At 70.0% G+C, this 14,489-nt stretch carries 13 protein-coding genes; 10 read left to right on the plus strand and 3 right to left on the minus strand.

Features of this window, described 5'->3' with window-relative positions; translation table 11 throughout:
* The first annotated feature begins 261 nt into the window (after positions 1-261).
* Positions 262-636: an STAS domain-containing protein gene (locus tag ACGFSB_RS26750; protein WP_393404136.1), complete on the plus strand. Its 375-nt coding sequence runs from the start codon at positions 262-264 to the stop codon at positions 634-636.
* 118 nt (positions 637-754) lie between these two features.
* Positions 755-1,267, plus strand: coding sequence for an EF-hand domain-containing protein (locus tag ACGFSB_RS26755; protein ID WP_393404138.1), 513 nt, complete (start codon positions 755-757; stop codon positions 1,265-1,267).
* Positions 1,268-1,384: 117 nt separating this feature from the next.
* Here ACGFSB_RS26755 and ACGFSB_RS26760 read toward each other — a convergent pair whose 3' ends face one another.
* Positions 1,385-2,971 carry a class I adenylate-forming enzyme family protein gene (locus tag ACGFSB_RS26760; RefSeq protein ID WP_393404140.1) on the minus strand — a complete coding sequence of 529 codons (1,587 nt, stop codon included), beginning with the start codon at positions 2,969-2,971 and terminating at the stop codon, positions 1,385-1,387.
* Positions 2,972-3,139: 168 nt separating this feature from the next.
* Here ACGFSB_RS26760 and ACGFSB_RS26765 point away from each other — a divergent pair, with 168 nt between their 5' ends.
* The 4 genes from ACGFSB_RS26765 (at position 3,140) to ACGFSB_RS26780 (ending at position 6,908) form a co-directional block, all read left to right on the plus strand.
* Positions 3,140-4,306 carry an acyl-CoA dehydrogenase family protein gene (locus tag ACGFSB_RS26765; protein WP_393404269.1) on the plus strand — a complete coding sequence of 389 codons (1,167 nt, stop codon included), beginning with the start codon at positions 3,140-3,142 and terminating at the stop codon, positions 4,304-4,306.
* Positions 4,307-4,314: 8 nt separating this feature from the next.
* Positions 4,315-5,193, plus strand: coding sequence for an acyl-CoA dehydrogenase family protein (locus tag ACGFSB_RS26770; protein ID WP_393404143.1), 879 nt, complete (start codon positions 4,315-4,317; stop codon positions 5,191-5,193).
* A 49-nt stretch (positions 5,194-5,242) separates the two neighbouring features.
* Positions 5,243-5,866 (plus strand): hypothetical protein, encoded by a 624-nt coding sequence (locus ACGFSB_RS26775; RefSeq protein WP_393404146.1) that lies wholly within the window; start codon positions 5,243-5,245, stop codon positions 5,864-5,866.
* Between the two features lie 514 nt (positions 5,867-6,380).
* Positions 6,381-6,908: an ATP-binding protein gene (locus ACGFSB_RS26780; RefSeq protein ID WP_393404149.1), complete on the plus strand. Its 528-nt coding sequence runs from the start codon at positions 6,381-6,383 to the stop codon at positions 6,906-6,908.
* A gap of 389 nt (positions 6,909-7,297) precedes the next feature.
* Here the strand turns inward: ACGFSB_RS26780 and ACGFSB_RS26785 are convergent, their stop codons facing one another.
* Positions 7,298-8,224 (minus strand): cyclase family protein, encoded by a 927-nt coding sequence (locus ACGFSB_RS26785; protein WP_393404152.1) that lies wholly within the window; start codon positions 8,222-8,224, stop codon positions 7,298-7,300.
* Between the two features lie 84 nt (positions 8,225-8,308).
* On the opposite strand from ACGFSB_RS26785, the gene ACGFSB_RS26790 reads away from it, so the two are divergent.
* The 3 genes from ACGFSB_RS26790 to ACGFSB_RS26800 all read left to right on the plus strand — a co-directional run bounded on the left by ACGFSB_RS26790 (position 8,309) and on the right by ACGFSB_RS26800 (position 12,133).
* Positions 8,309-9,220, plus strand: a complete 912-nt coding sequence (locus ACGFSB_RS26790) for an SDR family NAD(P)-dependent oxidoreductase (protein ID WP_393404155.1) — start codon at positions 8,309-8,311, stop codon at positions 9,218-9,220.
* A 132-nt stretch (positions 9,221-9,352) separates the two neighbouring features.
* On the plus strand, positions 9,353-10,408 hold the full coding sequence (locus ACGFSB_RS26795) for a Zn-dependent alcohol dehydrogenase (protein ID WP_393404158.1): 1,056 nt from the start codon (positions 9,353-9,355) through the stop codon (positions 10,406-10,408).
* 486 nt (positions 10,409-10,894) lie between these two features.
* A complete protein-coding gene (locus ACGFSB_RS26800; protein ID WP_393404160.1) occupies positions 10,895-12,133 on the plus strand; it encodes an MFS transporter in 1,239 nt (412 codons plus the stop codon).
* On the opposite strand, the gene ACGFSB_RS26805 is transcribed toward ACGFSB_RS26800, so the two are convergent.
* Positions 12,053-13,084, minus strand: coding sequence for a GlxA family transcriptional regulator (locus ACGFSB_RS26805; RefSeq protein WP_393404163.1), 1,032 nt, complete (start codon positions 13,082-13,084; stop codon positions 12,053-12,055). The two genes, ACGFSB_RS26800 and ACGFSB_RS26805, sit on opposite strands and share 81 nt — an antisense overlap.
* Before the next feature lie 70 nt (positions 13,085-13,154).
* On the opposite strand from ACGFSB_RS26805, the gene ACGFSB_RS26810 reads away from it, so the two are divergent.
* Positions 13,155-14,486, plus strand: coding sequence for an MFS transporter (locus ACGFSB_RS26810; protein WP_393404166.1), 1,332 nt, complete (start codon positions 13,155-13,157; stop codon positions 14,484-14,486).
* The last annotated feature ends 3 nt before the right edge of the window (positions 14,487-14,489 follow it).

A 14,489-nucleotide genomic window follows, 5' to 3' on the forward strand; every position in this document is an offset into this window, starting at 1 on the left:
CGCCCGACCGTTCCTTGCCCGACCGAAACCTTCCATCGAATGTAGTCGCCGCCACCGACAACGCACGCCCCTTTATGGCAAAGCGTGCCCAGGTCCGGCCTCGGATGATAGGGACCGGCGTCTCTGGTGTTTCATGGTGGGGAGGTGGGGCAGCTGCGACGTAGGAAACCGTAGGGACGGCTTCCGGATCAGCCGGCGGAGCGAGCGCGAAGCGGCGAGTGAGCGGCCGGCGCGCGAAATCAGCGAGCGAGAGGCGGGCATGTGACGCTGAAGGTGGCCGTGGACGAGCAGGGCGGCTGGGCCGTGCTGCGGGTGTCCGGCGAGATGGACCTGGTGACCTCGCCCGTAGTGCGTCAGCGCGTGCACGACGCCGTGGCCGATGGCCGCCACAGCCTTGTCCTGGACCTCTCCGACGTGCTCTTCTGCGACTCCAGCGGCGTCGGCGTGCTGATCGCGACGCGTCGCCTCTTCCGCTCCTGTCAGGGCCGCCTGCGCCTGATACTGCCCGCGAAGGGCGCGGAGGACGGCTCCCATGTGAACCGCGTCCTCGCGGCCCTCGGCGTACGCCGTCTCTTCGAGGTCTACCCGGACGTGACGGCGGCGGTGGACGACGAGGCGATCCCGCTCTCGGCGTGACGTAACCCTCGCCTTCCTGCCGCCGGGGAGTTGGGGAAGACGTACGCTCGCTGCCAGAGGACCAGGGAACCCCCTGAGCACACGCACCCAACCGCAGGAATGAGGCGGCTCGAACACCATGGACAGCGCCGAGTACGAGCGTAAGATCGCGGCCCGTTTCGCCACCTTCGACCAGGATGGCAACGGCTACATCTCCCGCGAGGACTTCAGCACGGCCGCCGCCGCCCTGCTCACCGAGTTCGGCGCGACGGCACGCTCGGAGAAGGGCCAGGCCCTCTACATCGGGGCGGAGGCCTTCTGGCAGGGCATGGCCGGGATCGCCGACCGTGACGGTGACCAGCGGATCACCAAGCCGGAGTTCGTCGGCGGCGCGGTGAAGCGCCTGCGCGACAACCCGGCCCGGTTCGCCGAGATCGCCCGGCCGTTCCTGGACGCCATGATCGCCGTCGCTGACAGCGACGGGGACGGCGCGGTCAGCCCCAAGGAGGTCGAGCGCGCCCTGAAGGCCCTCGGTGTCGAGGCGGACATCGCCGTGGCGGCGGGCACGGCACTGGACACGGACGCGGACGGCAAGGTCTCGGAGGCGGAGATCGTGGCGGCTTTCGCGGCGTATTTCACGGTGCCGGAGTAGTTGGACGGGGCGCCCCGCTACAGGGGCGCCCCTGTAGCGGGGCGCGGGGCTGTGGCATCTTGCGGCTCCGCCGCGTGGGCGCGAGCAACCACAACGCACCCGCGGTGAAGAACCACCTCACCCCTCCGCGAACCGCTCCCGCAACTTGTACTTGAGCACCTTCCGCAAAGTCTCGTTACGAGGCAGCGCCTCCACCAGCTCAAGCTGCTCCGGCAACTTGTACGTGGAAAGTCCCTCCCCCCGGAGATAGGCGACCACCGCCTCCAGGGTCAACTCCGCGGAATCGCCCCGCGGTTCGACCACCGCGCAGACACGCTCGCCCCGTTCGGGGTCCGGGAGGCCGATGACCGCCGCGTCGTCCACGGCCGGATGCCCGTGGAGCAGATCCTCGATCTCCTTCGCGGAGATGTTCTCGCCCTTGCGGATGATGATGTCCTTCGCCCGGCCGGTCAGGACGAGATGGCCCGTCGTCCGTACGTGCCCCAGGTCACCCGTGATCAGGAAGCCGTCCGCGTCGAAGACCCCGGCACTCTGTTCGGGGTCCAAATACCCCTGGCAGACGGCCTCCCCGCGCAGCCGCACCTCGCCGTCGACCCCGGCGGGCACCTCCTTGCCCTCGGCGTCCGTGACCCGGATCTCCATCCCTTCCGGCGGCATCCCTTCCGTCGTCGCCAGGTTCTCGGCGGTGTCGTCCGGCGCGCCCATGGTGATCATCGGCACCTCGGTCATGCCGTAGCCGTGGGTGAGTTGGCAGCCCATCTCCCGTACGACGGCGTGGTAGATCTCAGGCGGCTTCGGCGCCCCGCCGCCCGCGAGGAGGCGGAGGGTGGGGATGAGCTTCTCGCCCGGCGCCGCCAGCTTGCGCTGCTCGGCGAGGAACATCGAGTAGAAGGCTGTCGAACCGCCCGCCACCGTCACGCCGTGCCGCCGGTAGCCGTCGAGCGCGTCCGGCAGCGCGAACTGCTCGAACATGACCGCGGGGAAGCCGTAGAGGAGCAGCATCACGGTGTAGTCGGGGCCCGCTATGTGCGCGAAGGGGAACGCCATGGAGCCGATGTCGTCCGCCGACAGGTGCAGCGCGTGGGCGAGGCACGAGCCTCCGGCGATCAGTGAACGGTCCGTGTGGAGCACGCCCTTGGGGTCGGACGTCGTGCCCGATGTCCAGTAGATCCAGCGTACGGATGTGCCGTCGGACGGCGGCGGTGGCAGTAGCGACGGATCGGCGTCCGGCAGATCGCCGTACGCGTACGCCTCGAAGATGCCGCGCGCGCCGAGGCGCCGCGCCATCTCCGTGTGGTCGAAGCCGCGCCACACACCCGGCACGGCGAAGAACTCGGCCTTCGACTCCCGCAGCGCGAAGCCGACTTCGCGGTCGCGGTAGAAGGGGATGACAGGCGACTGGACCGCGCCGATACGGGCCAGGGCGAAGGAGAGCAGGGCCGTCTCGATGCGGGTGGGCAGTTGCCAGGCGACGACCGTGCCGGGGCGCACGCCCATCTCGTAGAGCCCGGCGGCCACCCGCTCGCAGCGGTCGCGCAGTTCGCCGAAGGTGAGGCGCCGGTCGTCGGCGGGATCGGCCTGACCTGCGGACGCCTGGATCAGGACGGGTGCGTCGGGGGTGAGCGCGGCGCGGCGTTCGATGAGCTCCCAGAGGGTGCGGGACGCTCCGAGCGCGTGGGCGGTCTCGTTCTCCGAGGTCCTCATGCGATCCCCTCCTGGAAAGCGCTGAACTGACGGGTAGTCAGATCGTGTCGAGAGCGTAAGGCTCGCCGCCTTGTCGGTCCAGGGGTGCGGGGCTAGCCTGCCATCTGACGGATCATCAGATATCTCGGAAAGCCCGTAGTGGCCGGAGAGATGACCGGAGGGACTGACGTGGACCTCACGTACACGCAGGAGGAGGAATCCTTCCGGGCCGGGCTGCGGGAATGGCTCGCGCGGACGCTTCCCGGACTGCCGCCGCGCCCCGACCCGCTGGACTGGCCGGGGCGGCGCGCCTACGACGTGGGTTGGCAGCGCAGGCTGTACGACGCCGGGTACGCGGGGCTCCACTGGCCCGTCGACGCGGGCGGCCGGGGTGCCACTCCCACCCAGCATCTGATCTTCCTGGAGGAGACGGAGAAGGCGGGCGCACCCTACGTAGGGGCGAACTTCGTCGGTCTGCTGCACGCGGGTCCGACCATCGCCTCCGAAGGGACGCCCGAGCAGCGCGCCCGGTGGCTGCCGCCGGTGCTCCGTGGCGACGAGGTGTGGTGCCAGGGATTCAGCGAGCCGGACGCGGGATCGGACCTCGCGTCGCTGCGCACGCGCGCGTGGCGGGACGGCGACGACTACGTAGTGAGCGGGTCCAAGATCTGGACCTCGCACGCGGAGGTCGCCGACTGGTGCGAGCTCCTCGTGCGTACGACACCGGTGAGCGAGGACGCGCCCAAGCACCGCGGCATCACATGGCTCGCCATGCCGATGGACGCCCCCGGGATCACGGTCCGTCCGCTGCGTACGCTCGCGGGCTCGACCGAGTTCGCCGAGGTGTTCCTCGACGAGGTGCGGGTCCCGGTCGCGAACCGGGTCGGCGCGGAGAACGACGGCTGGCGCGTGACGATGGTGACGCTGTCCTACGAGCGGGGGACGGCCTTCGTGGGGGAGGTCGTCGCCTGCCGGCGGACCCTGGGCGAGCTGGCCCGTGAGGCCCGCAAGAGCGGGCGCTGGGACGACGCGGGGCTGCGGCGCAGGCTCGGCAGACTGAGCGCGGAGTTCGGGGCGCTGTGGCGGCTCACGCAATGGAACGTGAGCGAGTCGCAGCGGGCTGGGGGCGGGGTGCCGGGGATCGGCGGCTCCGTCTTCAAGCTGCGGTACTCGCACGCACGGCAGGAGCTGTACGAGGCGGCGGCCGAGGTCCTCGGGTCCTGCTCGCTCGATCTGGGCCACGAGTGGACCCTGGACCGGCTCTCGTCCCTGTCGTACACGATCGCCGCCGGGACCTCGCAGATTCAGCAGAACATCGTGGCCGAGCGGATACTCGGCCTGCCGAAGGGGCGGTGAGGGTTCGCGTGGACTTCCAACTCACGGATGACCAGCGGGCGTTGAGGGGCGGGGTGCGGGAGCTCCTTGAGGGGCGCTTCGATGGAGCGGCCCTGCGGGACGCGCTGGACCCGGATGCCCCTTCGCTGGACCGGGCGCTGTGGCGGGAGCTGGGGGATGCCGGGTTCTTCGCGCTGCGGTTGCCGGAGGAGGAGGGCGGGGTCGGACTCGGGCTTCCGGAGGCGGTGTTGGCCTTCGAGGAGGCGGGGCGGGTGCTGCTTCCCGGGCCGCTGGTGGCCACGTTCCTCGCGGCGCGTGACGTGGCGGGGGCGGCGCGCGGGGAGGTGGTGGTGACCGCGGTGTCGGGTGGGCTTGTTCCCTGGATGGATGAGGCGGATGTCGTCAGAGGGGACGCTTCGGATGTCTCGGGTGCTGTTCCGCTGCGGTCCGTGGATCCGTTGACGCCGCTGCATCGGGTGGCGGGAAGCGAAAGCGGGGCAAAGGCGCCGGAAGCGGATCTGCTGATCGCCGCCGAGCAGCTCGGCAGCGCGGGCAGGACCTGTGAGATGGCCGTCCGGTACGCCCGTGAACGTACCCAGTTCGGGCAGGCGATCGGGGCGTTTCAGGCCGTCAAGCACCTCTGTGCGCAGATGCTCGTCCGGGCCGAGGTCGCCCGCGGCGCCGTGTACGCCGCGGCCGTCACCGGTGACGTACTGGACATAGCGGGCGCCAAGCTGCTCGCCGACGATGCGGCGGTGCGGAACGCGCGTGACTGTCTTCAGGTGCATGGCGGGATGGGGTTCACCTGGGAGGCCGACGTGCATCTGCATCTGAAGCGGGCCTGGGTGCGGGCCGGGCTCGGGCAGTCGGCGCGGGATGCGGAGGAGGGGCTCGCTGCCGCCCTGTGAGGCTCCCGGAGTCCCCCCGTGAGGCTCCCGGAGGCTTCGCGTAGGGTCCGTGTCCATGTCACTCGGCGGCGATCTGGGAAACTTCGGGCAGCGCGACAACGGCCTGCTCACGCCCCCTCCCGGGGCCACCCCGGGCGGGCGGGTGCTCGGTGTCTTCATGCTCCTGGTGACCCTGCTGGTCTGCGGCATCGGCGTCGCGAAGTTCGCTGCCGCCGCCGGGTACATCGGCACGCGCGGTGATCTCGTCGTCGCGGAGTGCTATATGGCGTCGGGCGGCCGGAACCACTCCGATACGCGTTGGTGCAGCGGCACCTTCCACGCGTACGACAATGACGGCGCCGACAGCGGCCCGCGCGACGAGTACGCGCGCGTGAAGACCCGCGACGCCCAGCCGAAGGACACCGTCGAAGTCAGCCACAGCGGTGGCGAGTACGTCGCGGTCGGCCTCGGGTCCAGCTGGGGCTTCATGGTGATGGCCTTCTTCGGGCTGCTGCTCGCCGCGCCCGCGCTGGCCGTCGCCGTCAGCGGCATCAGCCCGCGCGCGGGGCGAGGTGCGGCCGAGGCGATACGCGAGTCGGTGAGCGGGACTTGGGCCGGCCGTGTCGTGAAGTGGACCGCGATCACATCGGCGGCCGGAATGGCGCTCTTCGGCTACCTTGCCTGGTTGTTCTGAGTGGCGGCAGCCCGTTCGGCCTGTTCAGCCAGTTCAGCCAGTTCAGCCTGTTCGGCCAGTTCGGCCAGTTCGGCCCGTTCAGCCCGTCATTCTGAGTGATCGAAAATGATCGACTTGTGCGGTCCGCGAAGTAGAGGGAGGCTACTGAGCGTCGATACCGGGTTGTGTCCTATGCGTGACTCGTCACGGCATGGAGTTGGGCTTCCGCTCCGGTACCTTGTGTGAGATGCGAGTGGTTCTGAGGTCGAGCCATGCCGGTGTTGCCCCCGAGGCGGCGCCGGACCTGGCAATGCGTGCCGCTCGCAGTGCAGGAAGGGGCTTCATGCCCGCCTGTTCGACCCCCCGCAGCGCGCGTCGCACAGTATGCCGCACGCGTACTCCTTCGCGCTGGAATATGCCTGAAGCGCTTGTTGGGGTGACTGAACGTCAACCATGCTGTTTCTCAAGGGGATCACGTTCCGTGACCCTTCGGAGTCGCGAGGCGATGTGTCCGCCGGTTCGGATGGTGTGAGCGGTGCAGGTGCTTCAAGTTCAGCTGGAGGTCAGGCCCGACCCCGCGGAAGTGGGGCGGGCCCGCCGGTGGGCACGTTCGCGGCTCGCCGGTTCGGGGATAGGGGTCGATGAGCCGCTGGCCGAGACGCTGATCCTGCTGATCTCGGAGCTGGTCACCAACGCGGTGGTGCACACCGGCTGTCCGGCCGTGCTGCGTATGCGCCTCCCGGACTTCCTTGATGCCGCCGAAGCCGCCGAGGAGGCTGCGGCCGAGGCGGCCGGGGCGGGTTCCGCAGCGGGGACCGGGACGGTCAGGGTCGAGGTCGCGGACGCCAGCGCGTGCCCGCCGGCGCCGCGGCACGCGGACGGTGGGGAGACCAACGGCCGGGGCCTCGAACTCGTCGACGGCCTCGCCGACCGGTGGGGCTGGCAGACCGAGGGCGTCGGCAAGAGCATCTGGTGCGAGGTCGACCGGTGTGAGTCGGAGACGGCTGCGGTGGCGTTCGACGGGACGACGACTTATGAGGGTGTCGCTTACGAGGCCGTGTGAGTGCTCTGAGTGCGCTGGGTGCTCTGTGGGTTTTGGGTGCTCTGCGTTGTCTGGGTGCGCGGCCGTGCGCAGTCGTTGCATAAGCGGCATAATTCATTAATCACCGGACGGGTGTTGACGTACCGTGTTCGATTGATCACGCTTGTGTGCAGCGATTCGCCGCGAGGGGACGCCGAGGGGCAGTGGTCTGTGTCTGTGTCTGCGACCTGTTCCTCGACGAGATGTGGGTCGCCGATCGGCGTCAGTCCCTTCGTGGCCGAAAGGGCAGGACTCGTGCGCCGGAGCCGGATGGCGGTGCGTGCGGCAACGCGCTCGGGGCGAAAGCCGGGGCGCCGCCATCCGAGGGCTCACCCCGCCGGGCTCACGGCTTCGGGCTCACCGTGCCGGGCTCACAGCACCGCGACCGGTGCCACGGGTGTTCCCGTACCGCCGATGAACGGCTCGGGCATCGCGGAGAGCAGGAAGCTGTAGCGGGAATCTTCTGCACAGGCTGTGGACAACTTTTCGAGATTCCAGTTCTGGCCCTGCAACATCCCCATATCGACCAGATCGAGCGCGTGCACGGGCAGCCAGAGGTTCTCGATCTCCGGCGGGAAGATCTCGAAGGTGAGGGTGTCGTTGGCGACCGCCGCGACATCGCGGGCGTGGAACCACTCCGGCGTGTGGACCGAGAGGCCGGGGGACGGGTAGCCGTACGCGTGCTTGTCGCCCGCGAGGTAGGTCTGGATCTGTCCCGTGCGTACGAGGACGATGTCGCCGGATCGGACGGTGACCCCCGCGAACTCCTCGGCCTCCGCGAGGTCTTCGGGGGTGACGGCGTGATCGCCGGGCAGCCGGTCGACGCCCTTGGCGCGGGCGACGTCGAGCAGGACGCCGCGCGAGACGAGGTGCGGCACCTTGTCGATGCCGCTGAACCGGGCGCCGGTGTGGGCCTCGATGGAGTCCGCGGGGCGGCCGTTGTAGATCTTTCCCGAGTATGACGCGTGAGTGAGCGCGTCCCAGTGGGTGGCCGTCTGCAGGCCCATCGTGACCGCGTCGTCGCTGGTGGCGACCGTGTCGGGGCCGAAGATCTCCTGGTTGATCTGCACCATGGTGTGGAGGGGGTTGACCCGGCCGGGGATGAGTCCGGTCTGCACGCCGTCCTCCTTGAGGGGTAGCGCGAGCGGGATGCGGCGGCCGGTGCGGATGGCGGCGGCGGCCTCGCGTACGACCTCGTCGGTGATGAGGTTGAGCGTGCCGATCTCGTCGTCGGAACCCCAACGGCCCCAGTTGTTCACGCGTTTGGCGATCTCGTGGAACTCGGGTGGCAGCGACATGAGTCCTCCCTGGGGCTTGTCTTTCGGTATCTGACGGGTCATAGAATCTAACGGTCCGTCAGAAACCGCGGGAAGGGGCCGGACATGGGGAACTTCTTGGCAGGCAAGGTCGTGGCAGTCACCGGTGCGGGGCGCGGCATCGGCAGGGCGGTCGCGCTGGCCGCGGCGGCCGAGGGCGCGAGGGTCGTCGTGAACGACTACGGCGTCTCCATGGAGGGCGGCGAACCGGCGAGTGAGATAGCCGACGGTGTGGTCAAGGAGATCCAGGCGGCGGGCGGCGAAGCGGTCGCCGTCGCCGATGACATCTCGACCATGGCGGGCGGGCAGCGGATCGTCGACATCGCGCTCGCCGAGTACGGGCGTATCGACGGGGTCGTCTGCGTCGCCGGGATCCTGCGCGAGCGGATGCTCTTCAACATGTCCGAGGACGAGTGGGATCCGGTCGTCGCCACGCATCTGAAGGGCACGTTCACCGTCTTCAGGGCCGCCTCCGCCGTGATGCGGAAGCAGGGGACGGGGACCCTGATCGGGTTCACCAGCGGCAACCACCAGGGGTCCGTCGCGCAGGCCAACTACAGCGCGGCCAAGGGCGGCATCATCTCGCTGGTGCGGAGCGCTGCGCTCGGCCTGAACAAGTACGGGGTCACCGCCAACGCGGTCGCGCCGGTCGCGCGGACCCGGATGTCTGCCAACGTGCCCATGGAGTTGAAGGAGATCGGGGAGCCGGAGGACGTGGCGGCGTTGGTGACTTATCTGCTGAGCGAGCGGGCCCGTGAGGAGAAGATCACCGGGCAGGTCTATACGGTCGCGGGCCCGAAGATCGCCGTGTGGGCCCAGCCTCGTGAGTTGCGGGCCGGGTATGTGGAGGGCGGCTGGACGCCGGAGAAGATCGCGGACTTCCTGCCGGGGACGGTGGGGACGGACCCGATGCCGATGCTGGCGCAGCTGGAGGCGATGGCGGCGGCTGCTGCTGCCAAGGATCGGCCGAACGCGTAGGGCGGGGATGCGGGATGCCGGGTGGCCGGTGCTCGGGTGCTCGGGTGCTCGGGTGCTCGGGTGCTCGGACGAGATTCAGCGGGACATCATCGCCGGGCGCGTGCTCGTGCTCGGCCTGCCGAGGGAGGCGCGATGAGGGGTGTTGTGTTCGATGGGACCAGGGTTGAGGTGGTCGACGACCTGGAGATACGTGACCCGGGGCCGGGGGAGGTGCTTGTCGCTGTCGCCGCCGCGGGGCTGTGCCACAGCGATCTGTCGGTGATCGACGGGACGATTCCGTTTCCTGCGCCGGTGGTGCTTGGGCATGAGGGGGCGGGGGTGGTGGAGGCTGTCGGGGCCGGGGTCACGCATGTGGCGCCTGGTGATCATGTGGCGCTGTCCACCATCGCCAGTTGTGGGGCGTGCGGGGAATGCAATCGAGGTCGGCCGACGATGTGCCGGCGCGCGATCGGGATGCCGGGGCAGCCGTTCTCGCGGGGCGGGCAGCCCGTGTATCAGTTCGCGGCGAACTCCGCGTTCGCGGAACGCACGGTGGTGAAGGCCGTCCAGGCCGTGAAGATCCCCGAGGACATTCCGCTGACTTCGGCCGCGTTGATCGGGTGCGGGGTGGTGACGGGGGTCGGGGCCGTGCTGAACCGCGCGAAGGTTGATCGCGGGGACAGTGTGGTGGTGATCGGTACGGGGGGTATCGGGCTCAACGTCCTTCAGGGGGCGCGGATTGCGGGGGCGACGAAGATTGTCGCTGTCGACGCGAATCCCGAGAAGGAGGGGGTGGCCCGGCAGTTCGGGGCTACGCACTTCTTGTCGTCGGCGGAGGCGGAGGGGGTGAAGCGGATTCTGCCGACCGGGGCTGACCACGTGTTCGAGTGCGTGGGGCGGGTGGAGCTGATCCGGCAGGCGGTTGATCTTCTGGACCGGCATGGGCAGGCGGTACTGCTCGGCGTACCGGCGGCGACGGCCGAGGCGTCGTTCCTGGTGTCGTCACTGTTCCTGGACAAGTCGATCCTGGGCTGCCGATACGGCTCGGCCCGGCCGCAGCGGGACTTCGCGCTGTACGCGGAGCTTTACCGGGAGGGGCGGCTGCTGCTCGACGAGTTGGTGACGGAGACGTACCCGGTGGAGGACTTCGCCAAGGCGGTGGGGGATGCGGAGGCGGGGCGGGTGGCTCGGGGGGTGTTGACGTTCTGAGAGCTCAGGCCTGCGGCGCCTGTGGCTCGTTGGGTGGGGGTTGGTGACGCGGCATCGGTGCGTCGGTGGCAGCGGGGCCGCGCCGGTATGTCCGTCCTCGCCATCACGGTCTGGGCGTTGGGCTTCTTCGGTGCTGGAGTTCTGGGAACCGTGCTCCGGGCGGAAATACCGACACGACCCCGCGCGAGCGCTGCCGACAGCAGGTGCATCGGGGCCGAGCCCTCGTCGGCAGGGGCGTGTTCGCTCCCCTGTTGGTGGGTTCACCGCCCCATCCCGTTTGCCCCGCAGTGATTGAGGGGTGGGCGGGTGGCCCGTACGCCGGGTGGGTGGGTAGCGGGCAGGACGGCGGGAGTGGGGCCCTGCTCCTTAAGAGCTTGGGGGAGGGCGGGAAAGGCCCTTCGGTGCAGGCGAGGCTGCGGGGCAATCGGGATAGGCCCCCAGGAAAAGCGGTGGGCTTCCGGGCAGGAGTGCCCCTAGCTTCGGGGGGTGAGTTATCGCGACGTCGCTACCAAGCCGGTTCTGGGGTGGGCCACCGTGGCCGTGGGGGCCCGGATGCCGGTTGCCATGGCCCCATTGGCCCTCGTGTTCCTGGTGCGGGAGCAACCCGGCGGATACACGCTGGGCGCGATCCTCGCCGCCGCGTACGTCGTCGGCGAGATCGTCGGCGCGCCTCTCCTGGGGATGCGGCTCAGGGCCCAGCACGCACGGCCGCAGCTCGCGGCCGGCCTCGCCGTCGGCGCGCTCGCCTTCGGGGCGCTCGGCGCGGGCGAGGGCACGCACCCCCTCGTACTCGGCGGCGCCGCCTTCCTGGCAGGGGCCGCCCCCGCCGCGGCCCCCGGCGGACTGAGAGCCCTGCTCACCAGCCTCGTGCCCGAACAGTCCGTCGCTCAGGCCCTGTCCGCCGAGTCCGTGCTGACCTTCAGCGTGTGGGCGGTGGCGCCCGCCGCAGTCACCGGTCTCGCCCTCGGCGTTTCCCCGCAGCTGCCGCTCCTCCTCGCCGCCGTACTGATGGCCTCGTCCGTGGCCGGTCTCTGGCTGCTGCCGGCGGGGTGGCAGTCGGACGAGGACGACCGGGGCGGTGAGTCGATGCTGAAGATCATGGTCCGGGCGTGGCCCGTCTACGTCACCGGCGCCGCGAGCCTCTCCCTGCTCGCCCTCGCAGAGCTGGTGCTGCCCGCCCTCCTCGAGCAGCGGGGGATCGCGGTGGGCTGGGCCGGGCCGCTCCTTGCCGGGCTTGCGGTGGGGTCCGCTGTCGGGGCGTTGGTCTATGGGCTGCGGCCCTGGCCTGGGCGGCTTCGGACGCAGAGCATGGCGCTGATGTTCGGTGTCTCCGGGTGTATCGCCGTGGTCGCCCTGCTGCCGAGCGTCGGGTTGCTTGCCGTTGGGCTTGTTGTCGCCGGGGTGCTGCAAGCCGGTGCGATGCTCACCCGGAATCTCAGCCTGCGCGAAGTCCTCCCGCCCAGCGCCCTCGCCGCCGGATACTCGGTCATGTATGCCGCTGTCGGCGCCGGTTACGCGGCCAGTGGCTCCCTCGCCGGTGGCCTCTTGAGCGTCGTCGCGCCGTCCACGGCGATCCTCGCCGGGGTCGGTCTCACCCTCGTCCTCACGGTCGTGGGCGTGCTCGGCGAGGTCCGGCCGGCTCTGTCAGCGGGCGGGCACGCCGCCGAGGGTGTCCCGGAAAGTGCGCCGGTACGCGGTGGGGGTGACACCGAGAGCCGCCTGTAGATGCTGCCGCATCGACTGGGGCGTACCGAAGCCCGCATCCCGTGCGACCTGGTCGACCGACAGATCGCTCGACTCCAGGAGGTGGCGGGCTCGCTCCACGCGCTGCTGCGACAGCCACTGGCCGGGGCTGATGCCCACCTCCTCGCGGAAACGGCGCGTGAAAGTGCGTACGGACATGGATTCATGGTCTGCCATGTCGCGGAGCTGGATCGGCTCGTGGAGGCGGCCGAGCGCCCAGGCGCGTGCTGATGTCGTGGTCGCCAACTGAGGGTCGGGGACGGGGCGGTGGATGTACTGGGCCTGGCCGCCGTCCCGGTGGGGCGGCACCACCGTACGGCGGGCGAGCTCGTTGGTGACCGCAGAGCCGTGATCGCGGCGTACGACATGGAGGCAGAGGTCGATGCCCGCCGCCACGCCCGCCGATGTGAGGACGTCGCCGTCGTCGATGAAGAGCACGTCCGCGTCCACCCTGATCTGGGGGAAGAGGCGTTGGAAGTGCTCGGCCGACGCCCAGTGCGTCGTCGCGGCGCGGCCGTCGAGGTAGCCCGCGGCGGCGAGGACGTAGCCGCCGGTGCAGATGGCGACCAGGCGTGTGCCCGGCCTGATGTGGGCGAGGGCCGCCGCCAACTCATCGGTGAGGCGGCCTTCCTCGAAGACCGGGCCCAGTTCGTACGATGCCGGGATCACGATCGTGTCGGCGGTTGCCAGGGTCTCCGGGCCGTTCTCGACGAGGATCGCGAAGTCCGCGTCGGTGCGGACCGGGCCCGGGGGGCGGACGGACGCGGTGACGACCTCGTAGAGCAGCTTGCCCTCGGTGCTTCTCGCGCGGCCGAAGATCCGCTGCGGAATGCCCAGCTCGAAGGGGATGACGCCGTCCAGGGCCAGGACCACCACTCGGTGCCGGGGAGCCGTGGTGGTGGTCGGCTTGGAGGCGCTGGTCGTTGGGGTCATGGCCCGATCCTAGCTAACGGTGTCCCTTGGGCCACTCGTTCAGAGGTGAGGGAGATCAGATGCTGTTGTCGTGACCCAGACAGACGTGAATCAGGCGGTCGAGCCGCCCGTGGAGGTGCCGAGGCGGCGGCCTCGCATCCACCGGGCGTGGTTCGTCGCCGCCGTCACCTTCGTGACGATCATCGGCGCCGCCGCCTTCCGGTCCCTGCCAGGGCTGCTCATCGATCCGCTGCACGCGGAGTTCGAATGGTCGCGCGGCACGATCGGCCTCGCGGTCTCCATCAACCTCGCGCTGTACGGGCTCACCGCCCCGTTCGCCGCCGCGCTGATGGACCGCTTCGGCATCCGGAAGGTGGTGGCGGTCGCTCTTGTCGTGATCGCGCTCGGGTCCGGTCTTACTGTGTGGATGGAGTCCGCCTGGCAGTTGTTGCTGTGCTGGGGGCTGCTCGTCGGGCTCGGGTCCGGATCCATGGCGCTCGCCTTCGCCGCCACCGTCACCAACCGGTGGTTCACCACCCGGCGCGGGCTCGTCACCGGCATCCTGACCGCGGCCTCCGCCTCCGGGCAGCTGATCTTCCTGCCGGTGCTCTCCTGGATGGTGGAGACGTACAAGTGGCGGCCCGCCGCGGTGACTGTCGCTCTGGCCGCGCTCGTCGTCGTTCCGTTCGTGTGGCTGCTGCTGCGTGACCATCCGGCGGACGTGGGTCTGAAGCCGTACGGCGCCGAGGAGTTCGTGGAGAAGCCGCCGCCCGCCACGGGCGCCGCGCGGCGTGCGGTCACCGTGCTCGTCAAGGCGGCCCGCACCGGGCCGTTCTGGCTGCTCGCCGGGACCTTCGCCATCTGCGGCGCCTCGACGAACGGGCTCATCCAGACGCACTTCGTGCCCGCCGCGCACGACCACGGTATGCCGATCACGGCGGCCGCGTCGCTGCTCGCCGTCATCGGCGTCTTCGACGTCGTGGGCACGATCGCGTCCGGCTGGTTCACGGACCGCTTCGACGCGCGGCGGCTGCTCGCCGTCTACTACGCGCTGCGCGGTATCTCGCTGCTCTTCCTGCCACTGCTGCTCGATTCGACCGTGCACCCGCCGATGATCTTCTTCATCGTCTTCTACGGCCTCGACTGGGTGGCGACCGTGCCGCCGACCCTGGCACTCTGCCGCGAGCAGTACGGCGACGACAGCGCCATCGTCTTCGGCTGGGTGCTCGCATCGCACCAGGTGGGCGCCGCGATCGTGGCTGTCGTCGGCGGTGTCGTGCGGGACACCTTCGGGTCGTACGACGTGATGTGGATCGCCTCCGGGGCGCTGTGCGCGGCGGCGGCACTGATGGCGCTGGTCATTCGGCAGGGTGGCAGCGGGACTGAGGGTGAGAAGGCTGGGCAGCCCTCGGTGGCCGGGTAGGGG

Source organism: Streptomyces sp. NPDC048441 (genome assembly GCF_043200235.1).
GTDB lineage: Bacteria > Actinomycetota > Actinomycetes > Streptomycetales > Streptomycetaceae > Streptomyces.